Source organism: Pseudanabaena sp. PCC 6802 (genome assembly GCF_000332175.1).
In the GTDB taxonomy this organism is placed as follows: domain Bacteria; phylum Cyanobacteriota; class Cyanobacteriia; order Pseudanabaenales; family Pseudanabaenaceae; genus PCC-6802.
Genome location: NZ_KB235914.1, coordinates 581,152 through 606,536 on the forward strand (window position 1 = coordinate 581,152; position 25,385 = coordinate 606,536).

The following is a 25,385-nucleotide window of genomic DNA, read 5'->3' on the forward strand; positions in this document are numbered from 1 at the left end:
ACTCAACCTCAACCTAATCTGCAAGAGGTCTATTGGTTTGCGCTATTGTCTGTCCCTTGGCATCATAGACCGTGGTCTCTGAGGTGCGATCGGCATAGGTCACCTTAGTTTGCTGCCCCTTATCATCGTACTCATATTCCGTGCGATGTCCCAGTGGATCGGTTGAGGCGATCTGATTGCCCACTTTGTCATATTCCTGACTGGTCACATTCCCCAACTCATCCTTGGTAGAGGTGACGCGATTATTACTGTCATACGTCCATTCCTTCACCAACTTCCGAATCGTACCATCAGGAAGCCTTTCTGTATGAGTCTCAGTTAACTGATTGCCATTCGCGTCGTAGGTATAGGTAGTAGTTCTTCCCATCGCATCAGTCTGACTGGTGACGCGGTTGGAGGCATCGTAGACAAATCTGGTGGTGCTACCATCAGGCGCAGAAATGGCTACAGGTCTACCCTTGATGTCATAGTCATACCCGGTCGTATTTCCTTCCGCATTGGTGAGACTGAGGCGATTACCATTCTTGTCATAGGTATAGGTAGTAACTTCGCCTAAGGGATTAGTCTTTGTCAGTACCTCGCCAAAATTGTTGAGCGTGTATCGAGTCGTGTTTCCTAGTGGGTCTGTAGAACTGGTGAGATTACCCCTAAAGTCATAGGTGTAAGCAGTAGTCCTTCCCAATGGATCGGTTTGAGAGAGGAGATTATTATCCTCATCGTAGGTGCGCTGAGTCACCCCTCCCAGTGCATCGACCTCAGTGACAACATTGTCCCGCCTGTCATAGACATACGTTGTGGGATTGCCCAACGCATCGGTCACCGTTTCTTTGCTGTTATCTGGGTCATAGGCAATCTGTACCGACTTACCCAACGCATCCGCCATATTCACCAGGCGACCCTTATCGTCATACTCATTCTTAATCCCAGTGCGACCCAACGGATCGATAATCTCCGTGAGGAAATGCGGTCGAGTCGCCAGTGCATACTTAAACTGCGTCTTGTTATTCTCTCTGTCTGTGACACTGACCAAATCGCCCTTATCATCATAGGCATAGAGCACCTTTTGTCCCATAGGGTCAGTCGCCGAGACAATCCGCCCCACCGCATCGCGCCCAAACACCACAGCCTGCCCCGTATCGCTCGTAATCCCCGCCTCCGTAAACGTCAGCATATTCCCATTCGGATTGCTCACCGACAACAAATCGCCCGTATCACCCTCAATCTCATACACCACACCCTCCTTCGTCGTCAGCGTATAGCTGCCACCAAAATAACTATCCGCCGGATTGTACGGTACACCCGAACCCAACCCAAAATAGCGATTCTCCACATGCGACAAGCGCGTATCGCGTACCGACAGCGTACTGGTCACACCCTTATCCGCCACAAACGCCGGATGATAAATCGCCGTATCATACCCCTCAACGGGCGGAAAATACCCCGATAACCTATCCCTGGTCGGCTTAAACGTAAACCCTTCCCGCTTCCCACCCGGCAGCGTGAGATAAACCCGACTGTTATCCCTAAACGCCGCCGTGCGGATCCCCAACTGCCGATACGTCTCATCTACACCCACACTCGTGCGCAAGTCCGTATCCCTAAACTCCAAGCGCCAACCATAACCCAGATCGTCTCTGGTACTACTGGTAAGCGAATCATAGGTGCGACTGACACTGACTGGTAGTCCCACCACCTCCAGCGCCATGTCCGTAAACGATAGACGGAAGTTGCCTAACTTCAAATCTCCCGATACATTCACAATCCGCTCCATACTACTAGTCTTGCCACCCAAATCCTCTGCTGTGACTCGCAGGACATAAGCATCATTCCCCAACGTCGCCGGGTCAAAACTAGCGAGCTTACCATTCACGATCGCCGTACTGCCACCCCGTGCCACCTCCACAAACGCATCGCTACCCACCGGAGCCACCGCAACCGTATAAGCCGCCAGATTCGTATCCTGCACCGTGCCAAATAGCTCCACCGTCGAAGTAATAGACCTCTTGCAGATTAGGTTGAGGTTGAGTTGCCAAAGAACCCCAAGATAGGAAAATATCAGGACATAGCAATAACGAAAAAGCGTCCTGATGATGAACTATATAATAGCGCAAACCCTACCTGCTGCACACTTTAAGCGTCGATTTGGTATCGAGACTAATACGTTCAAAGCAATTGTGAAAGTGCTTAAACCAGAGTGGCGAGCAACGCCAACACCTGGAGCCAAGCCTAAACTCGGACTAGAAGACCGCATATTGGTTGCCTTCGAGTATTGGCGGGAATATCGCACCTACTTTCACATCGCCACTAGTTGGGGCATCAGCGAGTCTACAGTTTGTCGAATAGTGCATTGGGTAGAGGAGACTTTAATCCGCTCACGTCGCTTTCGACTACCTGGGAAGCGCCAGTTGGTGCGGGGCTTTGGGATACCTACAGTCGCGATCGTTGATGTGACTGAAACTCGCATTGAGCGTCCTAAGCGGCACCAACGTGCCTTTTATAGCGGCAAACAGAAAGGGCACACGCTCAAATGTCAACTCATAATTGACGCTCTTACTGGGCAGATTATCTGTACGTTTTTCGGCAAGGGGCGACGGCATGATTTCAAGCTGTTCAAAGCTTCTGGCATCCATTTCCATCCTCAAACCGAGAGTTTGCAGGACAAGGGTTATCAAGGCATCCAGAAACTGCATCTCTACTGCCGCTTACCCCACAAGAAACCGAAAGGTGGTCAGCTTACGCCCGAGCAGAGGGTGTGACCATAATTTGATGTAGGGATTAGAGGGAGAAACCATAGCGATTGATATTAGACCAGAATTGCTGCCAACGACCTTTGGTATAAGTCAAAGTTCTAAGGCTCAAAACGATAGAAGCACCCCAATCTTTCCATTTCATGCCAGCCCCTCCCAAGCGAGCCTTAATAATTACTTTGCAAGCAGCTTCGGTGACTCCGGAACCGATTGGTAAATTAGAGGAGATGGCTTCAGCATAAAGCATTTGATGATGATGATTGCGAAAATAAGTAATAGCATCTTGAAGTCCTTGAATAATGGATTGAGAAACTCTCTTGGGTTGAATGGTTTGTATTTCTGCAAGTAACCTCGAAGCCCCTCCAAATTCATGTTTAAGGTCATGACAATGGGTATCCATCCAAGCTTTTTGTGCCTGCTCGTTACGTGGATGAAGAGCCTTAGCTGCTTTGTCTAAATACTGGGTGGCATGGTAAAAGTCCAATGTTTGGGTGTCGGTTACGGTATTTAGAAAAGTCCAGTTTTCGGGAGCACCATCGGCTAAACCTTGATAATGGGCATTGGGATACAATTGCTTGACAGTCGAGACTGATCAGAATTTTGTGTAAGCGGTCTAGAATCACAAAAACCAAGGAGACCGCAACATGTTAAGAGGCAAACAAGCAACTAATCGTACAGATGAACTACTAGACGAGTTGGTGTCAGAGTGCCATAGCCCCGAGGACATTCTAGGAGAATCGGGCTTACTGAAGCAACTGAGTCAACGACTAATCGAGCGAGCGCTCACGGGAGAGCTGAGCCATCACCTCAAATCAAGCACGCCTAAGGGAGAGGAAGCGGTAGAAGACGAAGTTGTGCGACGCAACAGCCGCAATGGCTACTCGCAGAAGACGGTGCAGTCGCAACAGGGCGAAATGGAGTTGTCGATACCGCGAGACCGTAACGGCGAGTTTGACCCCGTGCTGGTACCGAAACACCAAAGGCGAATAGCAGGACTCGATGAGAAAATCCTGGCTATGTATGCACGGGGATTAAGCACCCGAGACATTAGTGCTCAACTCGAAGAACTCTATGGTGCCAAGATCTCCGCCGCACTCATCAGTGAGGTCACTGATGCAGTTAGCGACGAGGTCAAGGCTTGGCAGTGCCGTCCCCTGGAACCTGTATATCCCATCATTTACCTCGATGCCCTCTACGTGAATATCAAGGTGTCGGGTCGGGTGAGCAAGCGAGCGGTCTATGTCGTCTTGGGTATTACGGTTGAGGGCAACAAAGAATTGCTTGGGCTGTGGATTGGGGAGGTGGAATCCGAAGGCGCTAAGTTCTGGCTCAAGGTGCTGACTGACCTCAAAAACCGTGGGGTCAAGGACATTCTGATTGCCTGTTGCGATGGCTTAGTGGGATTCCCCCAGGCGATTGAGGCTGTTTTCCCGCAAACCCAGGTGCAACTATGTATTGTGCATCTGATCCGCAACTGTTTGCGTCATGTGCCCTGGAAAGACGCTAAAGCTGTTGTGGCTGACCTCAAGCCCATTTATCATGCTGCCACTTTGGCAGAAGCCGAAGCTGCGCTTGAGGCTTTTGCCGCCAAGTGGGATCGCCTATACCCCGCGATTAGCCAAATCTGGCTGCGCCATTGGCAGAACATTATCCCCATCTTTGACTATCCCATGGACATCCGCAAAGTCATCTACACTACCAATGCCATTGAATCCCTCAATCGCTCCCTGCGCAAGGTGATTAAAACCAAGGCTGTCTTCCCCGATGAGGAATCTGTCTTCAAGCTCATGTTCTTGGCCATGCATAACATTGCCAAGCGTTGGACTCGCCCCCTTAAAGATTGGAAGGCAGCGTTGTCATATTTTGCTATCCTATTCCCAGGACGTTTAAATTACTGACCTTATTTCTCGCTTACACAAAAATCTGAGCACTCTCGACAGTCTCTACTTCCCGTTGCAGTCGTCCTAAAAACCGCTCACGTCCATATTCGGGGGTGGCAGCTATGTAAGTTGTGTGTTGCCTGTCCCCTGATTGGTCATACAAGCTAATCGTACCCACCATTGCTTGGCGATAGCCCTCACCACATAACAACATACAAGTACCATCTAATCCGATACTCACTGTCGGAATTGCTACCTCTAGTTTTGGTGTTTGGTAAGCCCAGTCCTCCTCTTTGCTCAGCGCGATACTGCCAACTGCTTCGGCTAATGTCTGTACAAATGAACGATGTACTGTGATTCCATGATTCTCGCGTAAGTCTTCAACTAACCTCACGCTACTCATTTCTGCATATTTGTGACTGATCTGCTTCGCTAATCTTGGTGTTGAAGTGATGATGATCCTTGCCTCTACTTCCAATGGACAGTATGTTGCCCCTCCTGTACTCGCTTGATAAACATGTCGACTGATGCTGATGTTGCCATAGGGTGTTTGATATGTTTTCGCCTGTTTCCCCTTGCTCGTCCAGTTTTTTCCATCCACTTCTATCGGCAATCCATCCGTATCTAACTGTTTTAGTGCTTCTCCACTCGCTACCGTCCCTGCATCATTTAACGCTGATTGAATGCTTGTTTCCGTCTCTAAAAATGATTTGCTGTATGGTATCGTAATTTGAAGCGTTACAAATTTCTCATTACTCTCGATTATTGATGTACTCATGCTTTAATCTTTCTCTTAATTCCTTACCCCTACTGATTAACCTTATCAGCTTTTGTCTTTTACATCAAATTTTGGTCATGCCCCGAGCAGAAAGCGTTCAACCGCCAACTTGCGCGCCAACGGGTTGGCATTGAGCATGTTAATCGCCGCTTGAAGATCTTCCGCATCTTATCTGGACGCTATCGCAATCGTCGTCACCGCTTTGGTTTGCGTTGCAATCTAATTGCTGGTCTCTACAATTTTGAACGCTCTCAAGGCTCCTCAGTTGGCTAATTTCTGGAGTTTAGACTAAAAAGTGGTAAAAAGCAGCCAGCCATTGCAGACTGACCGCTTGATGATGGAAGCTGAAAAGACTATAAAATCAACAGCTTCATCATGATTAGTTTGGATAAACTTGAGCAATTTCGCAAGTACACGTACGAAATTATAGGGAACGGGAGAGATGCGCTGTTCGACTTGATGGATGCGGTACTGACGAGTCGGAGTGTTTCATCGTTTGTGGAACTTTCGTTAAGCCCATTATTTCGGAGGGAGTGGTCGAGTATCTATGAAGCACTGCAAGATAGTCATCCTCCACGTGAAGACTTGATGAAGCAATACATACAGCAAATGCCGGCAGCAGAGGTGACGATATTGGCGGGCGACCATACAGCCTGGTCGCGTCCCTATGCGGTGACATTACAAGAACGCACCTACGAACATCAACCTCAACCGGGAGTAGGAAGCAAACCTGTTACGGTGGGGCAAGGATACAGCACAATTGCCTGGATTCCAGAGTCAGAAGGGAGTTTTGCCTTACCGTTGCGGCATGAGCGGATCACCAGTTTCGAGAACCCGATTCAGAAAGCCGCTAGTCAGTTACGCTTGGTTTGTGCGGAAATTCCTGGGACTGTGCTTTTCCTGGGGGATGGCGAGTATGGGTGCGCACCATTTTTGCAGCAAACAGCAGACATCCCGTGTATCAAGCTGCTCAGGCTACGCCCCAACCGGGTTCTGTATCATGCCCCAAAGGATTACGAGGGGCATGGGCGACCCCATAAGCATGGAGAGAAATTTAGCCTCAAAGACTCTGACACTTGGTCTATTCCCCAAGCAGACATCACAATTGCAGAGCCTAAACTGGGACGATTGCAAATTCGTCGATGGCCAAACCTGCACTTAAAGCAAGCCGCAGACCATCCCTTTACACTCATTCTGGTCGAACGTCTTGATATGCCTGAATCGAAACCCCTGTGGTTGATTTGGGTCGCTAAAGACGAGCCAATCTTGAGTGAGGTATGGCAAAAATATCTGCGCAGATTTGCCATTGAGCATTGGTATCGCTTGGTGCGTCAACGTCTCCATTGGACAATCCCTCAGCTTTCTACCCCTGCTCAGATGGAGACTTGGTCGGACTTGATGCCTTTACTTACTTGGCAATTGTGGCTCGCTCGTGAACTTGTCCAAGACTCTCCTCTGCCTTGGCAGAAACCGATGACTAAATTGTCTCCTGGTCGAGTTGCAAATGCTTTTGCTTTAGTTTTGGTCAGGATTGGCTCTCCTTCCCCTGACCCTAAACCTCGCGGTAAGTCTCCAGGTTGGCCTCTTGGGAAAAAACGAACCCAACGGATTCGTTATCCTACTGTCAAAAAACGCTATGCCAAGCCCCTCAAAAAAGCTTCCGCTGCAACTGCTTAGCTCAACTTCTTCCCTTTTATCCTCTCTCTCGCTAGTTTCTATCTAGCGAGATGCTTCTTGTTGCCTTTTAGTCTAAACTCCAGTAATTTGCAAGAGGTCTAATCGTCGCGTCCTCCGCCAATACCTGCCCGTTCTGACGCAACTCAAATGCCACCTCAGGCGCATCAATATCAGTGGGGTCAGATACCGTCACCGATAGCGTATCGCTACCCTCATTCCCCGCCGCATCCATCGCTTTGGCAATAATGGAAATTACACCCACCCTCGACATTCTCACCGTGGCACTACCATTGTTATCGAGAATCACGCCCTTACCATCGACAAACAATTGCCGCCTCGTTACACCGACATTATCCGTAGCACTGACATAGAACGTCACCTCAGTACCCACATCCGTCGGATTAAATCCCGCAAACCCCAATTTCACTACCGGAGCGATACCATCCGCTGTCACCGTTAGCGTATATTCCTGCACCGCCGCATTCCCCACCGCATCCGTCACCGTCACCACGACGGGATAGGCACCCACCTGCGCCGCCGTCGGCGTCCAGCGCAGTCTACCCACCGCATCGATGCTCATGCCCCGTCCCACCGCCGCAGGATCGAGACCATAGCTGAGTTGGCTGCCTTCGGGGTCTACCGCCTGGACATCATAGGCATAGAGCGCCGCCGTTGCCGTCACAGTTATCGCTTCCGAACGAATAATCGGTTTCAGGTCAAGCCGCGCCGTCAGACTAAAGCTCTGCGCCGCACCCAATCCCTTACTGTCTTTGGCACCTACCTCTACGCGATAATTCCCCGTTATCGGTGTAGCCCAGTTCACCAGTCCCGTTGTCAAGATTTCTATGCCCAGTAGTTTCTCGATCAGTTCGTAGGCGATCGCATCGCCGACATCGGGGTAGGTTGCCCTTACTTGATAGGTATAGGGTCGATTGGTATCCGCCGGGAATAGCGGCGTGGAGGTGATGCTGGGTGGGCGGTTGGCCATGGGGGAGATGACGATCGCAATGGGTTCGGTATCCAGATCTACCACTTGCAGCCAAGCACAAAAACTATGGCAGAATAAAGCTAACCTGACGTGCTCAAAGCTATGGTTAATCTGTCTTCTGAATACCGCCGCCGCTTACCAACGGCTCAGGAATTACCTTGTTCCGACGAAACTCCTGTGGATAACGAACTGCAAAACGACATCCCAAATATTTTGCTGCACCTGTTGATCGATATTTGGGGCGATCGCTCGGACTGGTTCTTTGGTGTCGATATGGCGGTTTACTACGACCCTGACCTGGAACATCCAAAAAAGTCTAAATCTGTTGTTCCGGATGGCTTTTTAGCTTTAGGTGTCAAGAAGAGAGCGGATGAAGGTGGACGCTTGAGCTATGCGATTTGGCAAGAGGGTGCGATACCGATTTTATTTTTAGAAGTAGTTTCTAAGAAATACAACAATGAATACGAGACTAAGTTGGCACAATATGCAGAGATAGGCGTTCTCTATTATGTTGTTTACAATCCGTTAAGTGGCAAAGGAATTCATAAAAATCGTCAATCATTGGAAGTATACAAATTGATCGATGGGAAGTACGAACTGCAGGCATCGGTAGCGGGGCTACCTGAAGGAGGCGAAATGGTGTGGATGCCAGAGATCGATTTGGGTATTGGTTGCGAACGAGCAGATCGCGGTGATTGGCAGAGGGAATGGGTCTATTGGTACGATCGCCATGGCAAGAGATATTCTACTGCTCGCGAACGAGCTATGTTGGCGGAGGCGATCGCTACTCAAGCAGAACTAGCAAAGCAAGAGGCAGAGGCGATCGCTAAGCAAGAACGCCAGGAAAAAGAAAGGCTGGCAGCATATCTCAGATCCATAGGCATTAATCCTGATGAAATTTAGGACGATCGCACGAGAAAACACCTATCAGGCGATCGCTCTGCAAGAAAAACTTGAAATATCGCGGCGGTTCGCATCCCGCAGGGAATTGCTTCGGCAATCTCTCTGAGTAAATATGGCGATCGCTACCCAAAAATCTATAGCGGTTTTCACTTGAGAACAGGTTTTATTTTTGGGGTGAAGGGGTAGAACACGGCAGTGGCTCTAGCGGGGAACCCCCAAGACCGCCCTGCCTCCCCTTCTTGGGGGCAACGCCCCCAAACCCCCTACTCTTTCCGATCTGAAAAGCACTATATCATCAATGGGGCGATCTCATAAGAGAACATCCAACATGCGATCGCTATGTTAACATCTCTAATAAGCGACGGCGAACTAGAAAAAGAACTTTGATTTGTTGCTGCTATTCTCAATAACTTTAAGTTTTTAGAGGTGTCCTTAAATGAATCAACTAGTTTTATCCCTAGAAAAGCATATTGAAGGGTTGCTGTTTGAAAGCGATAGTTCATACCCTTTTAAAGTCTTTTTTAGGGATGCAAATCTTGGTGAGTTTACGGTTGGAGGGTTACTACAATCTATTGGCTACCTTAATCTGGTTAGCTTTGAACAGTTTCATGGAGATATATTTAGCAACCTGCCCGATATAGCTCAAAAATATGAGGAGATTGCAAACCTCATGCGATCCAACTTAAGCTGTTTTGAAATTTATCAGATTAAAACTGAAGACCTAACCTTTCAAAATGATTTCTATCCTGGTATTTCTAGTTTTTACATTATCGTGGGTAAGACTGAGTGTGGAAACTATCTTGGCTTATCAACAAAGCTCAATCCGTATGTTGGTCGAAATTTTGACTCATCTCTACTCGTTGCAAGAGAGGTAGTTGACGATCCAGAGTTAGCGTTGTTAAATTCTCTACTTTTACAAACTCTAGAAAACTATACATTCCCTCTTGATATAACATTGTATCCTTTCGACAGTTTTACATGGGAATTTACAACTCAAAAGGGCGCTCTACTAGATTTACTTCTAGACTCTATTGGACTTGTTGAAACCACAGTATTAGATAAACGTTTAATTATGATTGATGACCAAAGCTACGTTGAAAGAATGTCTGCATTATTCAAACTCCTCTCTCAAAATCTAATTAACATACGAGTTTATAGGATTGGAGTTATCCAAAACGATATATATATTTTGGGTATTGATAACAATAATAACTTCGTTGGTGTATCTACAATTTCTATTGATACTTAAACACAAACTCATGGGTTACCGAAAGAGCTAGGCAATGCCCACGGAATAATCGCAGCGGAACGATCGCCAAGAGAAGAAGATTAATCGCTCAGAGATAAATACAAGTCAAGCTATGACCTTGTTTCTTAAGTTTTAGAAGTTGTCGGGATTTACAGGGCGATCGCTTAAATCGCTTAATCAGTTATTTCTCAGGCGATCGCTGTTAAATGTCATCGGGATTGATGCCAAGCGATCTAAGGTAGGCAGCAAGTTTTTCTTTTTGCTGGCGTTCACGATCGGCAATCTCATTCGCAGTTAAATATCGATTTCCCTCTCGATCGTATAAATACACCCACTCTCTTTGCCAAGTCGCAAAAACCATCAGGCACGATCGCAGGTGTATGTAATTTGTAGTGAATTGCCATATCCACCCCAAAGAACCAATCCTGCCGTTCTTCCCAAACCAGACGCAATAAATTAAGAATAAAATTTGGGATGTCGTTTTGCAGTTCGTTGTCCACAGGCGTATCGTCTGAGTGAGGTAACTCCTCAGCCGTTGGCAGTTTCAGTAAGGGATCAGAGGAAAGATGCACCATAGCTTTCCTGAGTGAGTGAGGTTGCATTTATTCTGCCATAAAAATTATGCTAGCGATCGGATCGCCTTGTTTCTCAAGGTTTAGAGGAAGCAAGCGCGCTCTTACCGTGCATATCCTTAAGTGAAAATCGCCATAGCGCCTTTGAGGAAAGGAGGGGGGGAGATGTTATTTCCAGGGTTCGTCGAACTCACGTCTTAAAAGGGGATGCTTTTTCAAGCATCCCCTTCCGTACTGACAAATTTGTAGCGGTCTTTAAAAAGCTGACAGCTAGTAGCCGATAGCTAGCAGCTATATTACTTAATTTTGTCCATAATCGTGAAAATGGGCAGGTACATGCCAACTAGAATCGAGCCGACCATGCCGCCTAAGACGCAAATCATGATAGGTTCCATCACGCTGGTCAGAGCTTTTACTGCTTCTTCCACTTCATTTTCGTAGAAGTCCGCCACCTTCATCAACATCTTATCGAGTTCGCCAGTCTCCTCCCCAATTGAAATCATCTGAATCGCCATCAGTGGAAAAACCTCCTGCTTTTCAATGGCGGGTGCGATCTGGCCGCCCTCACGTACCGCTTTTCTAGCTTCTTCGAGTGCATTAGTAATTACCTGATTGCCAGAAGTTTCGCCCGTAATTTCCAAGGAACTGAGAATTGGTACGCCTGCTCTAGATAGCGAACCAAACGTACGGGCAAAGCGCGCTACAGCAGTTTTGACAACGAGATCCCCAAACAAGGGCAATTTGAGAAACACGCCATCCATATACAGCTTGCCTGCAGGCGTACTGTAAAACCATTTATAGGCAGCCATGAAGGCAAAAAAACCAACAGGCAAAGTAATAAAAGCTGGACTTCGTAGAAAATTACTAATTCCTACTAGAAATTGTGTAAATGCTGGTAGATCTCCTCCCAATTGCTTAAACACCCCATCAAAGGTAGGTATGATAAACACGCACATGCCCACAAAAATACCAACTGCCAGAATCGATACCGTCACTGGATAGGTCATGGCGGATTTGATCTGGTTAGTCAAGCGGGCAGAATCTTCTAGCAACTTGGCCAATCGCTGTAATACGTCATCCAGTACGCCCCCAGTTTCACCTGCCTGTACCATAGCGCAGTACAGGCGATCGAAAATTTTGGGATGCTTGCGCAGCGCATCGGAAAAGTTTGCTCCCTGTTGCACGTCCTCTAAAATATCTTTCAGGGCTACTTTCATCTTGGGATTGGAAGCCTGGTCGGTCATGACACCCAGACCGCGTACCATAGATACACCTGCGTTGACAAGGGTAGCTAGCTGGCGCGAGAAAATGGCCTTGTCCTTAACTGAAACAGTTTGAAGGGACATGGAAAGCTTCTCAAAACTGAAGCCTTCGGCGACCTCGCTCACGTCCAGAACTGTGAACCCCTTCTGACGCATGAGGTTACTAACATCCTTGACTGATTCGGCAGAAACCGTTTGCTGCAGGCTTCTACCTTGGGAGTTTTTCAGATTGACTTTATATTTAGGCATGGTTTCACCTCACATTTAACCGCTGATCGAACGAGATTTGACTTCCTGCTTGGGATCGTAGGTTCCCTTCTTGCGGATCACAGGTGCAGGATTGGGGCCGACAAGGCGGTGCAGTTCTTCAGGGCGTGAGGTTTTGGAAATTGCCGACTCAAATGAAATTTCGCCTTCTCTATATAAATCTGCCAAGACTGACTCTAAAGTCTGCATTGACTCTTTCCCCCCCGTTTGAATAAAACCGTACATTTGTGCTGTCTTACCTTCGCGGATCAGGTTGGCGATAGCTGGCGTGACAATCATAATTTCCTGCGCCATCACCCGCCCAAACTGCCCTGGTTGCACGTTAACTCTGGGAATTAAGGTTTGACTGAGCACAGCTACTAGGGAGTTGGATAACTGGACGCGAATTTGCCCCTGCTGTTCTGGTGGAAATACATCGATAATCCGGTCGATGGTTTGAGCAGCGGAACTAGTATGCAACGTACCAAATACTAAGTGACCGGTTTCTGCTGCTGTAACTGCAAGCTGGATCGTTTCTAAATCGCGCATCTCCCCAACCAGAATGACATCTGGATCTTCGCGCAGAGCGCCTCTTAATGCCGCAGCAAAGCTCTTGGTATCTTCGCCGACCTGCCGTTGGTGAATTACGCTCTTGATCGACTCGTAAACAAACTCGATCAGATCTTCAACGGTGAGAATGTGCTCGGCTCTGGTCTTATTAATGGTCTGGATCATGGCTGCCAGCGTTGTAGTTTTTCCCGATCCAGTTGGTCCAGTCACCAAAACAAGCCCCCGTGGTTTTTCCGACAGTTCCTTAACAATTGGCGGGAGCTTTAAATCCTCCATGTCAGGAATTTTGGAAGAGAGTGCCCGCAAACAGGCAGCAACTGTACCCCTATCCTTATAGACGTTAACCCTGAATCGGGCCAGTCCCTTTACCCCATAGGAACAATCTAATTCCCAATTCTGTTCAAAGGTCTTACGCTGGTTGTTATTCAGCATGGCAAAAATCAGACGTTGACATTCCTCAGGTGTCAGCGGATCTCGATCTGTAGGTGTTAAGTGGCCATTGATGCGGATATAGGGAGGTAGACCTGCGGAAATATGGATGTCAGAGCCTTTACGCTCCACGACTTCTTCCATCAGATCCTCAATAATGTAGTCCATTACCATAGTGGTACATCCAATTTAGTCAAGTTAGCATTTATGGTCGTGTAAGGAGAGATTCTAGAGAGCCAGATTATGGTTGAACCTATGCCGTACGGCCAAGACTAGACAATTCTGGGCGTAGTACAGTAAGGACACTCCAACATTTCTGGACGAAGAATAGCATTGCACGTCTGACATTCCAAGCTTCTTTTTCGGCGAGCGCGTTCTTCAGCCTCGCGTCCTTTATCGGTGTAGGTAACCCGCAAGACTTCTTCGAGCGTAGTATAACCCTGTCGAACCAGATCGAAACTGTATGCCATCAAGGTTTTCATGCCTTCTTCTACGGCAATTTCTTTGATAATGTCAGTACTGGCACCCTTATTGATCGCGCTTTGGAGCCGCTCGCTCATCCGCATAATTTCATAAGCACCGACTCTGCCTTTGTAACCTACCCCCCCACAAACAGGACAGATTTTCTTATTGGTACTTTGACGTGCTAATATTTCTTCGCGGCTGAGCGTATTGGCACGATAGAAAGTATGGCTGCGATCGCTGTGAGGCAGACCGAAGGAATCTAATTCCTCGGTGTTTGGGTTGTATGGAATGCGACACCCACTACAGACGCGACGCAGCAGGCGCTGTGCTAAGACACCAATCAGAGCAGTGCTGGTCATGAATGGTTCGATTCCCATTTCTTCTAAACGGGCGATCGCGCTGGGAGCATCATTGGTGTGCAGGGTGGTCAGCACCAGGTGACCCGTTAGTGCCGCTTCGATCGCCGTCTTAGCTGTTTCTTTATCGCGGGTTTCTCCCACCAGGATGACATCGGGATCTTGTCTCAAAAAGGCACGCAGGATGTTGGCGAAGTCCATCCCTTTTTCGCGAATAACCTGGCACTGGGTTAGACCGGGCAAGCTGTACTCAATCGGATCCTCTGCCGTACTGATATTAATTCCGGGATCGTTACATTCAGCAAGAGTAGAGTACAGTGTTGTGGTTTTACCCGATCCCGTCGGACCAGTAACTAAGATCAAGCCGAACGGTCGCCTTGCCATATCTTGCATGAGCTTGAGGCTGTCTGGGTCGGTGATCAGCTTATCTAAGCCTAGTTGCGTAGTTGAGTTGTCGAGGATGCGCAGTACAATTTTTTCGCCGTAGGGTGTGGGCAGGGTATTAACCCGAAAGTCCACTCTGCGACCCTGAAAATTCCGCTTGAGCTTACCGTCCTGTGGTTTGCGCCGCTCGGCAATATCGAGGTTGGCGATGATCTTAAAGCGAGATGTCACGGCAGCAATAATTTGGCGCGGTAGCTTTTTCGCTTCGTCGGATACCATTTCGCGCAGCACGCCATCTTTGCGGAAGCGAACGCGCAAATATTTTTCTTGAGGCTCGATGTGAATGTCTGAAACCCCATCTTTGAGCGCCCTCACCAAAATTTGGTCTACTAGCTTGATAATTGGGGCAGAATTTTCCCCAACTGCCTTACCCAGATCGTCGTCTTCATCCGCAATTGCATCTAATGACTCGTCAGCACCATAGATCTGGGTGTCGATCTCCAGGTGTTCTTGATCGATATCTTCTGCCTGATTAATGCTCTGTTTAACCTGAAGATTAACAATGTCTTCGTAAAGTACCTGGTGGCAGTCCTGCCGAGCGATCACCCTTTTTTGTAGTGCCAGCCCTTGCGATCGCAGGATCTGGTTATTTAACTCGTCCAGTGCTTTCATGTTATCTGGATTCACCATGCCAACTAGCAGGGATGAGTCCGTCCTAATTAGCGGCAATATTTCGTGCTCTTTACATTTATTGATAGGGATAACGCTACTATCAATCAAACGGCTAATCCCCGATACATCGAACTTCTCCTGGTCTACTTCCGGATCGATCGCCTCTATCCCATACAGCAGGGATAGCTCGAATAAGTACATTTTTTTGAAGTAGCGGGTAATTTTAGGAGCTAACTCATGTCCAATAATTTGCTCTAATGCCTCAAGAATCGAAATATCCTGTTTGGCGCTTTCCTCGATCGCCCGACTAAACTGATCGGAAGTAGCCATTCCTTCATTGATCAGCTTACTTTCAAAGGGGGTTCTCCCTCCCCGGGTAGCCAGTGCCTTGGTGCCGCCTACCCTAGTTCTAGTTGCCGGCATAGGAGGGATTTTATCTGAGGTATTCATACGCGAATTAATGAACCTGTAGAAATTTACGACTCAGGATAGTGGTCTAATCATCGATCATAGCTGCTGAAATGGCAACATGGGGAAACGTTTTATGTACTAACGTACTCTGCTATGGGTAAACACGAGCAAACAAAATGGCGATCGCCGAAGGCATTATCAATCCTACCCACACTGGGCCAAAACTTATGCTCTTTACTCCAAATTGCTGGATAGGCAGCCGAGGTTCTGGTGTAGGGGTGCGTCCATTCGTCCTGGAGTAAGGCTTCGGCGGTGTGAGGTGCATTTTTTAGCAAGTTATCCTGCCGATCTGCTTGACCGGATTCGATGGCGGCAATTTCGGCGCGAATGGCAATCATGGCATCGCAGAAGCGATCGATTTCCTGTTTGGACTCGCTCTCGGTCGGCTCTACCATCATCGTGCCCGCCACCGGCCATGAAACTGTGGGGGCATGGAAGCCGTAGTCCATCAGCCGCTTAGCAATATCGTCTACTTCAATACCAGCGGATTGCTTCAGTTGACGCAGATCGAGGATGCATTCATGGGCAACTAGACCAGATGCGCCTTTGTAGAGAATAGGATAATGGGGGGCCAAACGATGAGCCATGTAGTTGGCATTTAGAATTGCTACTTCGGTCGCTAGCTTTAGACCATACCCACCCATCAGGGCAATATAAACCCAGGAAATAGCCAGAATACTGGCGCTTCCCCAGGGTGCGGCTGACACGGTGGTGACGTGTTGCCCCTGGCTATTGCCATTGGCATCGGCATTGCTATGGGCGGACAAAAAGGGATGCTGTGGCAGAAAGGGGACGAGGTGAGATTTCACCGCGATCGGTCCCATGCCGGGACCACCACCGCCGTGAGGAATGCAGAAAGTTTTGTGCAAATTGAGGTGGCAGACATCGGCACCAAAATCGCCAGGACGGCACAGACCAACTTGCGCGTTCATGTTCGCGCCATCCATATATACCTGACCGCCATAGTAGTGGACGATATCGCAGATCTCGGCGATCGCTTCCTCAAATACACCATGCGTGGACGGATAGGTGACCATCAGGGCTGATAGTTCGTGTTGGTGCGCCTCTGCCTTTGCCTTTAGATCGGCAATGTCGATATTGCCCTGGAGATCGCAGGCCACTACTACAACTTTCATACCTGCCAATACGGCACTGGCGGGATTTGTGCCGTGGGCAGACTGGGGAATCAGGCATACGTGGCGATGGCGATCGCCTTTCGCCTCATGGTACTGGTGAATTACGAGCAGCCCTGCATACTCGCCTTGCGCCCCGGCATTGGGTTGCAAGGATACGCCATCAAAGCCGGTAATTTCCGCCAGCATGGCTTCTAGTTGCTGAAACAGGATTTGATAGCCTTGGGTTTGGCTCAGGGGGGCAAAGGGATGCACCTGACCGAACTCCGGCCAGGTGACTGGCAACATCTCGCTAGTAGCGTTCAGCTTCATCGTGCAGGAGCCGAGCGGAATCATCGACGTGGTGAGGGAGAGATCTTTGGCCTGGAGGCGGTGTATGTATCTCAGTAGCTCGGTTTCGGAGTGGTGCTGGTTGAAAACGGGGTGGGTGAGGTAGGGGGTGGTGCGGATTAGGGATTGGGATTTGAGGATATCGGGGATATTGGAGATATCGGGGATATCGGGGATATCGGAGGGGTTAAGCATTTGTTCGACTATCTCTGCATCAAGCTCAGGCATTCCGGGCAAATGCTTAACCCGTACGTCAGGGATGGGGGTGAAAATCTGAAGGAGATCGATGATGTCTTGTTTAGATGTGGTTTCATCGAGCGAGATCGTAATGGTACCTGCATTCAGGAGACGCAGGTTAATGCCACGAGCGACGGCACGATCCATAATTGCTGCGGCATTGTCGCGATCGCTATTGATGCGGAGCGTATCGAAGAATGGGGAGTCACCGAGTTGGTAGCCTAGTTGAGTTAGTTCTCTGGCTAATAGGCTTGTGAGTTGGTAAATGCGCGTGGCAATCTGTTTGAGTCCGTCGGGGCCGTGATAGACGGCGTACATGCTTGCCATTACGGCTAGCAACACCTGGGCAGTGCAAATGTTGCTGGTGGCTTTGTCGCGGCGGATGTGTTGTTCGCGGGTTTGCAGAGCAAGTCGGAGAGCGGGATTACCGTGCGCGTCTTGGGAAACGCCGACGATGCGGCCTGGAACCTGGCGCTTGTAGGCTTCCCTGGTGGCAAGGTAGGCGGCGTGCGGGCCACCGTAGCCGAGGGGCACGCCAAAGCGTTGAGTAGTACCGACAGCAATATCAGCACCAAATTCTCCAGGGGGTTTGAGGAGGGTAAGGGAGAGCAGATCCGCTGCTACGATCGCAATGCCACCTGCGGTATGAATGCGATCGATGCAATCGCTATAGTCATAGATCGCGCCATCGGTAGCGGGATATTGCAGAAGAGCGCCGAAGACGGAGCGATCGAACTCAAAGGCTTGACGATCACCTACGATGACTTCAATGCCCAGGGGTAAGGCTCTAGTTTGGACTACGGCAATTGTTTGGGGGTGACAATCCTCTGAGACAAAAAACTTGGTCGCGATCGCCGCATCTCGATCTTTATGCTTTTGAGTTTGGCTGCCTGTTTGATGACCCGATAATGCCCATGCCATTGTCATGGCTTCGGCAGCGGCAGTACCCTCATCCAGCAGAGAAGCATTGGCAATCTCTAACCCCGTGAGGTCGATTACCATCGTTTGAAAATTTAAAAGTGCTTCCAGACGACCCTGGGCGATTTCTGCTTGATAGGGAGTGTACTGGGTGTACCAACCAGGGTTTTCCAGGATGTTGCGCTGAATTACGGGCGGAGTGATGCAATTGTGGTAGCCCATGCCGATGAACGAGCGACATAACTGGTTTTTTGAGGCGATCGCCTTTAATTCCTCTAGCAATTCTCGCTCACCGCGTTGAACGCCTGGATCGCCTAGCTTTAGGGGTTGTTTCTGGCGAATCGAGGGCGGTACGGCTTTGTCAATCAGGGCATCCAGATCGTCAAACCCCATAGATGCCAGCATTTGCTGGATTTCTTCAGGGTTGGAGCCGATGTGTCGATGGACGAATGTGTCGGTTGGCACGAATGGATCTGTCGATTTAGCTGCGACTGACTGGGGCTGGCTACTTTGATGCCCGTTAGATCGTGCTTGCAAATCGAGATCGGAGCGATTGTGGGCGATCGAAGTTTCCGACATAGGTTTTGAGTTAGTAGTAGCTAAACTTTAACAATAGTTTAACAATTGTTTTGTTGTTAATATAACGCGAGTTCGGCAACCCCGAGCCAGAGGATGGTGAGCTGTAATATTGGGGAGGTATCAAAACCTCAAAATTATGCGGGTAATGAATAGTGGACTTTGAAATCATCGGTGATATTTCTGATATTGAAACTATTGCTGTAGGGAAAGGTATTCGAGATCGATTGCGCCTTCAAAAATATTATGGGAGAGGTAAATGGAGAAAGTTAAAAGGTGTTGCCAAAGTTCAGCTTCCTAGCGGTACAATAAGGTTAGCTGAGATTCATTGGTACGAGGCTCACGGTATTGGGAAAAAAGAGTTTAAGTTAAAGCTACCTTTCCTGGATTGACTATGATAGCAAAGTTAGATCGGGGCACAAGTTTTGTAATATGCCTGAATAATCAGGGGTACCGAGCCTCGCTTGAGGTTGGTAAGGTTTACCAAGCGATCTATGATAATGAAGCTGAGTTAAATGGTCTTATCCGTATAGTTGATGAGAGCGGCGAGGACTATGCATTTTCGGCTGAGCGTTTTTATCCGATTGAGTTGCCTAAGCGCGTAGAGGAGATATTACTAGCAACTCATTAGCCACCACATTAGCCACTGGTAGTAGGCGCTGAATCGGCTAGTAAAAGCAGGCGCACTGGGTGTATTTGCACCAGCCAGGATAAAGGGCGATCTTTGAAAGTTGACCATTTTTCCTTAAATACTTCGGCCTGGATGTGATAGTCCCGTGTGTGGGTGGAAGGAGAATTAAGTTTTAGATATAACGTGATGCGATGCGGGGTTTCGCTGGTCGATGCCAACCAGCAGGGAAATGTGTTGGGTTGGGTTGGGTCGTTGGTGAAAATCAGTTGGTGGGCGCGAATGCCAACATAGCGCATCGTGCCGGGCACTGGCTCGATCGCCTGGAGCGTGCAACCCCAATCAACTGCCTCGATCGCGTGCGACGATACTGCCACGGCACGGGAAAAGTTTTTGAGGCCCGTAAGACAAGCTATAGACAACGTGCGAGGACGCTCGAAAATCTCTTGCTTTGCCCCTGCTTGTACGACGCTACCCCGATCCAGTACGACCAGATCGTCACAAACGCGATAAGCTTCTTCGAGGTTGTGGGTGACGAATAGGGTAACGCCGCGATAGCGCGCTAAAGTTGTCACCAACTGTTGCTCTAACTGATAGCGTAAATGCGTATCCAGCGCAGAAAATGGCTCGTCTAGCAGCAATATTTCCGGCTGGCCGACCAAAGCTCTGGCGAGGGCGACGCGCTGCTGCTGTCCGCCAGAAAGTTCGTGGGGGTAGCGATCGCCCAGGTCATGCAACTGCAATTGCACCAGTTGTTCTTCTACTTTTTGTTTGGCGGCGATCGCCGAGATACTTTTCGGCAATCCAAAGGCAATATTCTGAACGATGGTCATGTGGGGGAAGAGAGCGTAGTTCTGAAACAAAAATCCCACGCGGCGATCGCGGGTAGGGATATTAATTCCCGCTTCCGAGTCGAACAATACTCTGCCATTTAAAATGATGCGTCCTTGCGCGGGAGTTTCTAGCCCCGCAATGCAGCGCAGAATCACGCTTTTACCCGCACCGGAGGCACCGAGAAGCCCTAAAGGGCGATAGCTACTGCGGAAACGCGCATCCAGGTGGAAATCGGCAATCTGCTTTTGGATATCGATAAATAGATCGCTTAGAACCAGATTGTCAAGGTCGGGAGGATTGGGCAGAGAAAGAGAAGTAGAGAGATCGCAGGACTTACTAACTTGCAGCCTGAAAGTTCGATCCCCCCAAGCCCCCCTTGTTAAGGGAGGGAGCTTAAAAGCCCCCTTGTTAAGGGGGTTGGGGGATCTGTTTTGCATAAGTCCTGGCTCTTTCTTCTTCCTCGCACTCTTCCTTTTGCTTCTCCATCTTCTAGTTCGCTGCCAGAAATTCACGGTTACGATACCCAATAGGGAAATGCCAAGGATAATCAGCGACCACGTCCACGCCTCTTGCATCGCTCCTGCTTCGACCGCAAAGTAGATCGCCATGGGAATCGTCTGGGTTTCGCCAGGGATATTACCTGCCAGCATTAAGGTGGCACCAAATTCGCCCAAGCTACGGGCAAAAGCCAATACCGTTCCTGCTAGAATACCGGGTAAGGCTAGCGGAAAGGTGATACGCCAAAATACGCTTTGTTCCGATGCGCCTAACGTCCTTGCTGCCCTTTCCAAGTTGGCATCTACCTGCTCGAATGCCCCCAGCGCTGTTTTATACATTAACGGGAAGGAAACCACCGCCGCTGCGATCGCGGCAGCGTACCAGGTAAAAACAATGGTGAGGTTAAGCCGTTCTAGCAATTGTCCCAAGGGACCATTCTTGCCAAACAAAAGCAGTAGCAAGAATCCCACTACAGTGGGTGGCAGGATCAGAGGCGAGACTAGAATCCCTTCGAGCGATGCCTTCCATTTGCCTTGATAGGATCTCATCCTGTAGGCAGTACCGATGCCGACAAAGAAAGTGAAAACAGTTGCAATCAGGGCTGTTTTTAAGGATATCCACAGGGGTGAGAAGTCGGAAGGCATATCTCTAGTCTAGGATTTAGCAAGCGTGAACCCGTATTTCTCAAATACACTCCTGGCAGTTCCACTTGATAGGAACTTTACATAGTTTTTAGCTACTGGGATGTTTTTGCTATTCTTAAGGACAGCAATAGGATAGACAATAGGAGAATGTAAATTCGTGGAAATTAGTTCTACTACTCTGACGCGATCGGAGATTTTGGCATCGGTAATATAGACAATACCTGCATCCGCATTACCGCTTTCCACAGCAGCAAGAACGTTACGAACTGTGTTGCCCAGAATCAATTTCGATTTTACCTGTTCGGCAATACCTAGTTTTTTGAAAACTTCTTCGCTATATTGCCCCACAGGCACGCTTCTCGGTTCGCCTACGGCAATCTTTTTGACATTGCCGCCAGCCAAGTTCCGCACGCTTGTAATCCCTAAAGTAGAATTTCTCGGCACGATCAAAGCCAGACGGTTGCCCAGTAAATTCTGGTTGGTGTCCTGTAAGATTAAACCTTTCGATTGTAAAGCGCTCATTTGTTTCGTAGCAGCAGAGATGAAAACATCTACAGGTGCACCCTGTTCGATCTGTTGCTGCAAAGCACCCGAAGCACCAAAATTATATTTTACGGCTACCGCAGGCTGAGACTTTTGGTAGATGGGTGCAATCTCTTTGAGTGCATCTTGCAAGCTGGCAGCGGCGGATACCAACAGGCTGGTATTACCTTGCGCTATAGCTGGATGTCGCTCGAAGAACTTGGTGCCGACAACTAGACTGAAGGTAAGAGCGATGCAGGCAATGAAAGTAAAAACTCGTCTTCTATTCATGATGTAGTTTGAGGTTAAGATGGAACCTAATTTATTGGATTTTACTTGGGTTTACCTAGCGTTTACGAGCAACGATGTGAAAAATATGCCAGTACTTCTCCTCACCTATGGCAGTTTTACCCAGATGTTCCTCTTCTTCCAACATTTCGATCGCGAATGACCGTAACAATTCTTCTACCTCCTTACGGCTGTGATGATTTGTAGAAGTATAAGTTGCCCAAGAATCCCTGTCTCCAAGTATCTGTCCGCAGAATCGACCTCCGGTTTTGAGCGATATTACAATTCTTGCCCACAGGCTAGGAAAGCGATCGGGAGGGCAGAATGGTAAAGAGAAGCTGGCATTGACTAGATCGACAGATGTTGGTAAGTTCGCATCTTCAAAGCGAATTACTTGAGATGCAAACTGTTTCTCTAAGTGGATGGGATCGATGTCCGGACGCAGCCGCAGCCGCGCGATCGCTTCTGCTTGCCCGTCGATTGCCAGAACGTGCCAACCGCGCCGCAGTAGCTCCACAGTGTCGCGACCTTCACCGCAACCGAGATCGACTGCAAATCGAGAATTGACTTCGCTTGCTTCAGCATCGAATCTTGCCAGTGCTGCTAAAAGCGTTTCTCTGGGCGGGCGACCTACAACAGCATTGTAATAAGCTTCCCAATCCCGTTCTAAAACCTTGCTTTTAGAATACTTGTCGTCTATCTGTGGCATGTTCTGGTATGGAATCTTTGGGCTTGCAAGCAGGAATTTAATTCATTTAATCCTACGAGAGTTAATGAAATTGTAGCAATTATACCAATTCTCAATCGGCACGTTATACAAATACTGTTTAGCTAACCCCTTTTACTTGAAGTCCGCCAAGGCTGACTTTGCTCGTGTAGCCGCGCCTGAAAGTCGCCAGACAATATTAGGGATAAGAGTCGCCAGACAATATTAGGGATAAGAGATTAGTAACTGGAGTTTAGACTAAAAAGTGGTAAAAAGCAGCCAGCCATTGCAGACTGACCGCTTGATGATGGAAGCTGAAAAGACTATAAAATCAACAGCTTCATCATGATTAGTTTGGATAAACTTGAGCAATTTCGCAAGTACACGTACGAAATTATAGGGAACGGGAGAGATGCGCTGTTCGACTTGATGGATGCGGTACTGACGAGTCGGAGTGTTTCATCGTTTGTGGAACTTTCGTTAAGCCCATTATTTCGGAGGGAGTGGTCGAGTATCTATGAAGCACTGCAAGATAGTCATCCTCCACGTGAAGACTTGATGAAGCAATACATACAGCAAATGCCGGCAGCAGAGGTGACGATATTGGCGGGCGACCATACAGCCTGGTCGCGTCCCTATGCGGTGACATTACAAGAACGCACCTACGAACATCAACCTCAACCGGGAGTAGGAAGCAAACCTGTTACGGTGGGGCAAGGATACAGCACAATTGCCTGGATTCCAGAGTCAGAAGGGAGTTTTGCCTTACCGTTGCGGCATGAGCGGATCACCAGTTTCGAGAACCCGATTCAGAAAGCCGCTAGTCAGTTACGCTTGGTTTGTGCGGAAATTCCTGGGACTGTGCTTTTCCTGGGGGATGGCGAGTATGGGTGCGCACCATTTTTGCAGCAAACAGCAGACATCCCGTGTATCAAGCTGCTCAGGCTACGCCCCAACCGGGTTCTGTATCATGCCCCAAAGGATTACGAGGGGCATGGGCGACCCCATAAGCATGGAGAGAAATTTAGCCTCAAAGACTCTGACACTTGGTCTATTCCCCAAGCAGACATCACAATTGCAGAGCCTAAACTGGGACGATTGCAAATTCGTCGATGGCCAAACCTGCACTTAAAGCAAGCCGCAGACCATCCCTTTACACTCATTCTGGTCGAACGTCTTGATATGCCTGAATCGAAACCCCTGTGGTTGATTTGGGTCGCTAAAGACGAGCCAATCTTGAGTGAGGTATGGCAAAAATATCTGCGCAGATTTGCCATTGAGCATTGGTATCGCTTGGTGCGTCAACGTCTCCATTGGACAATCCCTCAGCTTTCTACCCCTGCTCAGATGGAGACTTGGTCGGACTTGATGCCTTTACTTACTTGGCAATTGTGGCTCGCTCGTGAACTTGTCCAAGACTCCTCCTCTGCCTTGGCAGAAACCGATGACTAAATTGTCTCCTGGTCGAGTTGCAAATGCTTTTGCTTTAGTTTTGGTCAGGATTGGCTCTCCTTCCCCTGACCCTAAACCTCGCGGTAAGTCTCCAGGTTGGCCTCTTGGGAAAAAACGAACCCAACGGATTCGTTATCCTACTGTCAAAAAACGCTATGCCAAGCCCCTCAAAAAAGCTTCCGCTGCAACTGCTTAGCTCAACTTCTTCCCTTTTATCCTCTCTCTCGCTAGTTTCTATCTAGCGAGATGCTTCTTGTTGCCTTTTAGTCTAAACTCCAGTAGTAATGCACGCGACCTCAAGCGGAGACTGATAGGCTTTAGAAGGTCGCTGCTAGAAAGTTTCACCTGCTTGCGACTTGATGGCGAACTTGCAGAATTTCTGGATGTTCGTCACAGTATTCCTGAAAAGCCGTTTTCTCAGGCGGGATCGTACCTTCTTGGTAAACTGCCTCTGCCTGAATTTCCTCTACTAATTGCCAGGCATCAAGGCAGTCGGGGGCGGTAAATCCCTTGGCATTACAAGTGGATTTGGCATCCGCGATCGCTCTGGACAGTTCGCGCTTGAGCACGACAGACTTGGGATTTTCCAAGAAGTCGCCTTTATTCAGGATATCGCTCAACGAGATGATACCAATCAATCCATCTCTAATTACAGGGGCAACGTGGATGCCCGTGTTGGCAAACAACCGCGCTACATATTCCACACCCAGGTCGGGATTGACTGCGATGCAGGGTTTGGTCATAATTTCGTAGACCCGCATCTTTTCAGGATCTTTACCATAGGCAACGACTTTGTAGACGATATCCGCCTGTGTCACAATGCCGTAGGCATCTTGAGGACTGCGAGTATCCACGATGAGTGCGTGTAAATCCTTAAGCCGCATGAGCTTTATGGCTTGAGCCGCAGTTGCCGAACCAAGAATAGTGGCTACGTCCTGGGACATGATGTCCGATGCTTTCAACATAGTAA

General features: G+C 48.6%; 18 protein-coding genes and 5 pseudogenes. 10 read left to right on the forward strand and 13 right to left on the reverse strand.

Annotated elements, in window-relative coordinates; all coding sequences use genetic code 11:
• Window positions 1-13: 13 nt before the first annotated feature.
• Window positions 14-1,984, reverse strand: coding sequence for a DUF6531 domain-containing protein (locus PSE6802_RS0108015; RefSeq protein ID WP_026103156.1), 1,971 nt, complete (start codon window positions 1,982-1,984; stop codon window positions 14-16).
• Window positions 1,985-2,090: 106 nt separating this feature from the next.
• Between PSE6802_RS0108015 and PSE6802_RS0108020 the strand changes: the two are divergent.
• Window positions 2,091-2,738: pseudogene (locus tag PSE6802_RS0108020) on the forward strand (transposase family protein); the annotation flags it as partial.
• A 37-nt stretch (window positions 2,739-2,775) separates the two neighbouring features.
• Here the strand turns inward: PSE6802_RS0108020 and PSE6802_RS30865 are convergent.
• Complete coding sequence (locus PSE6802_RS30865) at window positions 2,776-3,318, reverse strand: hypothetical protein (RefSeq protein ID WP_019499537.1); 543 nt, start codon at window positions 3,316-3,318, stop codon at window positions 2,776-2,778.
• A gap of 73 nt (window positions 3,319-3,391) precedes the next feature.
• Here PSE6802_RS30865 and PSE6802_RS0108030 point away from each other — a divergent pair, with 73 nt between their 5' ends.
• The gene (locus PSE6802_RS0108030) at window positions 3,392-4,645 is read left to right on the forward strand and encodes an IS256 family transposase (RefSeq protein ID WP_019498360.1); all 1,254 of its coding nucleotides are present in this window, start codon (window positions 3,392-3,394) and stop codon (window positions 4,643-4,645) included.
• Window positions 4,646-4,676: 31 nt separating this feature from the next.
• On the opposite strand, the pseudogene PSE6802_RS32530 reads toward PSE6802_RS0108030, so the two are convergent.
• Window positions 4,677-5,405: pseudogene (locus PSE6802_RS32530) on the reverse strand (ISKra4 family transposase); the annotation flags it as partial.
• An 87-nt stretch (window positions 5,406-5,492) separates the two neighbouring features.
• Here PSE6802_RS32530 and PSE6802_RS31810 point away from each other — a divergent pair.
• Together PSE6802_RS31810 and PSE6802_RS0108040 are read left to right on the forward strand one after the other, a co-directional pair.
• Window positions 5,493-5,678 (forward strand): annotated as a pseudogene (locus PSE6802_RS31810) (transposase family protein); the annotation flags it as partial.
• A 102-nt stretch (window positions 5,679-5,780) separates the two neighbouring features.
• On the forward strand, window positions 5,781-7,082 hold the full coding sequence (locus PSE6802_RS0108040; RefSeq protein ID WP_019498766.1) for an NF041680 family putative transposase: 1,302 nt from the start codon (window positions 5,781-5,783) through the stop codon (window positions 7,080-7,082).
• A 67-nt stretch (window positions 7,083-7,149) separates the two neighbouring features.
• Here the strand turns inward: PSE6802_RS0108040 and PSE6802_RS0108045 are convergent, their stop codons facing one another.
• Window positions 7,150-8,115 carry an Ig domain-containing protein gene (locus PSE6802_RS0108045; RefSeq protein ID WP_026103157.1) on the reverse strand — a complete coding sequence of 322 codons (966 nt, stop codon included), beginning with the start codon at window positions 8,113-8,115 and terminating at the stop codon, window positions 7,150-7,152.
• A 57-nt stretch (window positions 8,116-8,172) separates the two neighbouring features.
• Between PSE6802_RS0108045 and PSE6802_RS0108050 the strand changes: the two genes are divergently transcribed.
• The 3 genes from PSE6802_RS0108050 (at window position 8,173) to PSE6802_RS35275 (ending at window position 10,520) form a co-directional block, all read left to right on the forward strand.
• Complete coding sequence (locus tag PSE6802_RS0108050; protein ID WP_019499539.1) at window positions 8,173-8,973, forward strand: Uma2 family endonuclease; 801 nt, start codon at window positions 8,173-8,175, stop codon at window positions 8,971-8,973.
• Between the two features lie 436 nt (window positions 8,974-9,409).
• A complete protein-coding gene (locus PSE6802_RS0108055; protein ID WP_019499540.1) occupies window positions 9,410-10,222 on the forward strand; it encodes a nuclease A inhibitor family protein in 813 nt (270 codons plus the stop codon).
• A 139-nt stretch (window positions 10,223-10,361) separates the two neighbouring features.
• A complete protein-coding gene (locus tag PSE6802_RS35275; protein ID WP_263970323.1) occupies window positions 10,362-10,520 on the forward strand; it encodes a hypothetical protein in 159 nt (52 codons plus the stop codon).
• A gap of 55 nt (window positions 10,521-10,575) precedes the next feature.
• Here the strand turns inward: PSE6802_RS35275 and PSE6802_RS0108065 are convergent.
• The 5 genes and pseudogenes from PSE6802_RS0108065 to gcvP form a co-directional block, all read right to left on the reverse strand.
• Window positions 10,576-10,797: pseudogene (locus tag PSE6802_RS0108065) on the reverse strand (Uma2 family endonuclease); the annotation flags it as partial.
• A 293-nt stretch (window positions 10,798-11,090) separates the two neighbouring features.
• Complete coding sequence (locus PSE6802_RS0108070) at window positions 11,091-12,305, reverse strand: type II secretion system F family protein (protein ID WP_019499543.1); 1,215 nt, start codon at window positions 12,303-12,305, stop codon at window positions 11,091-11,093.
• A 15-nt stretch (window positions 12,306-12,320) separates the two neighbouring features.
• Window positions 12,321-13,469 (reverse strand): type IV pilus twitching motility protein PilT, encoded by a 1,149-nt coding sequence (locus PSE6802_RS0108075; RefSeq protein WP_019499544.1) that lies wholly within the window; start codon window positions 13,467-13,469, stop codon window positions 12,321-12,323.
• Between the two features lie 104 nt (window positions 13,470-13,573).
• Window positions 13,574-15,601: a GspE/PulE family protein gene (locus tag PSE6802_RS0108080; protein WP_026103159.1), complete on the reverse strand. Its 2,028-nt coding sequence runs from the start codon at window positions 15,599-15,601 to the stop codon at window positions 13,574-13,576.
• A gap of 119 nt (window positions 15,602-15,720) precedes the next feature.
• Window positions 15,721-18,846, reverse strand: coding sequence for an aminomethyl-transferring glycine dehydrogenase (gene gcvP, locus PSE6802_RS0108085; RefSeq protein WP_019499546.1), 3,126 nt, complete (start codon window positions 18,844-18,846; stop codon window positions 15,721-15,723).
• A 152-nt stretch (window positions 18,847-18,998) separates the two neighbouring features.
• On the opposite strand from gcvP, the gene PSE6802_RS0108090 reads away from it, so the two are divergent.
• Both PSE6802_RS0108090 and PSE6802_RS0108095 read left to right on the forward strand, forming a co-directional pair.
• A complete protein-coding gene (locus tag PSE6802_RS0108090; protein WP_019499547.1) occupies window positions 18,999-19,235 on the forward strand; it encodes a hypothetical protein in 237 nt (78 codons plus the stop codon).
• Between the two features lie 2 nt (window positions 19,236-19,237).
• The gene (locus PSE6802_RS0108095; RefSeq protein ID WP_019499548.1) at window positions 19,238-19,474 is read left to right on the forward strand and encodes a hypothetical protein; all 237 of its coding nucleotides are present in this window, start codon (window positions 19,238-19,240) and stop codon (window positions 19,472-19,474) included.
• Window positions 19,475-19,482: 8 nt separating this feature from the next.
• On the opposite strand, the gene modB is transcribed toward PSE6802_RS0108095, so the two are convergent.
• From modB to PSE6802_RS0108110, 3 genes are read right to left on the reverse strand one after another with little or no spacing between them, the layout of a single operon-like run.
• Window positions 19,483-21,447: a molybdate ABC transporter permease subunit gene (gene modB / locus PSE6802_RS0108100; RefSeq protein ID WP_019499549.1), complete on the reverse strand. Its 1,965-nt coding sequence runs from the start codon at window positions 21,445-21,447 to the stop codon at window positions 19,483-19,485.
• 9 nt (window positions 21,448-21,456) lie between these two features.
• Window positions 21,457-22,260, reverse strand: coding sequence for a molybdate ABC transporter substrate-binding protein (modA, locus tag PSE6802_RS0108105; protein WP_019499550.1), 804 nt, complete (start codon window positions 22,258-22,260; stop codon window positions 21,457-21,459).
• A gap of 55 nt (window positions 22,261-22,315) precedes the next feature.
• Complete coding sequence (locus PSE6802_RS0108110) at window positions 22,316-22,966, reverse strand: class I SAM-dependent methyltransferase (protein WP_019499551.1); 651 nt, start codon at window positions 22,964-22,966, stop codon at window positions 22,316-22,318.
• Between the two features lie 342 nt (window positions 22,967-23,308).
• Here PSE6802_RS0108110 and PSE6802_RS28200 point away from each other — a divergent pair.
• Window positions 23,309-24,611, forward strand: a pseudogene (locus PSE6802_RS28200) (NF041680 family putative transposase).
• A gap of 145 nt (window positions 24,612-24,756) precedes the next feature.
• Here the strand turns inward: PSE6802_RS28200 and PSE6802_RS0108125 are convergent.
• Window positions 24,757-25,380: a CBS domain-containing protein gene (locus tag PSE6802_RS0108125; RefSeq protein WP_019499552.1), complete on the reverse strand. Its 624-nt coding sequence runs from the start codon at window positions 25,378-25,380 to the stop codon at window positions 24,757-24,759.
• Between the last annotated feature and the right edge of the window lie 5 nt (window positions 25,381-25,385).

Coding starts and splice junctions, on each gene's coding strand:
- PSE6802_RS0108110 (WP_019499551.1), bottom strand. CDS start 22,966: ATGCCACAGATAGACGACAAGTATTCTAAAAGCAAGGTTTTAGAACGG.
- PSE6802_RS0108075 (WP_019499544.1), bottom strand. CDS start 13,469: ATGGACTACATTATTGAGGATCTGATGGAAGAAGTCGTGGAGCGTAAA.
- PSE6802_RS0108050 (WP_019499539.1), top strand. CDS start 8,173: ATGGTTAATCTGTCTTCTGAATACCGCCGCCGCTTACCAACGGCTCAG.
- modB (WP_019499549.1), bottom strand. CDS start 21,447: ATGCCTTCCGACTTCTCACCCCTGTGGATATCCTTAAAAACAGCCCTG.
- PSE6802_RS0108055 (WP_019499540.1), top strand. CDS start 9,410: ATGAATCAACTAGTTTTATCCCTAGAAAAGCATATTGAAGGGTTGCTG.
- PSE6802_RS0108030 (WP_019498360.1), top strand. CDS start 3,392: ATGTTAAGAGGCAAACAAGCAACTAATCGTACAGATGAACTACTAGAC.
- PSE6802_RS0108125 (WP_019499552.1), bottom strand. CDS start 25,380: ATGTTGAAAGCATCGGACATCATGTCCCAGGACGTAGCCACTATTCTT.
- gcvP (WP_019499546.1), bottom strand. CDS start 18,846: ATGTCGGAAACTTCGATCGCCCACAATCGCTCCGATCTCGATTTGCAA.
- modA (WP_019499550.1), bottom strand. CDS start 22,260: ATGAATAGAAGACGAGTTTTTACTTTCATTGCCTGCATCGCTCTTACC.
- PSE6802_RS0108080 (WP_026103159.1), bottom strand. CDS start 15,601: ATGCCGGCAACTAGAACTAGGGTAGGCGGCACCAAGGCACTGGCTACC.
- PSE6802_RS0108070 (WP_019499543.1), bottom strand. CDS start 12,305: ATGCCTAAATATAAAGTCAATCTGAAAAACTCCCAAGGTAGAAGCCTG.
- PSE6802_RS0108095 (WP_019499548.1), top strand. CDS start 19,238: ATGATAGCAAAGTTAGATCGGGGCACAAGTTTTGTAATATGCCTGAAT.
- PSE6802_RS0108040 (WP_019498766.1), top strand. CDS start 5,781: ATGATTAGTTTGGATAAACTTGAGCAATTTCGCAAGTACACGTACGAA.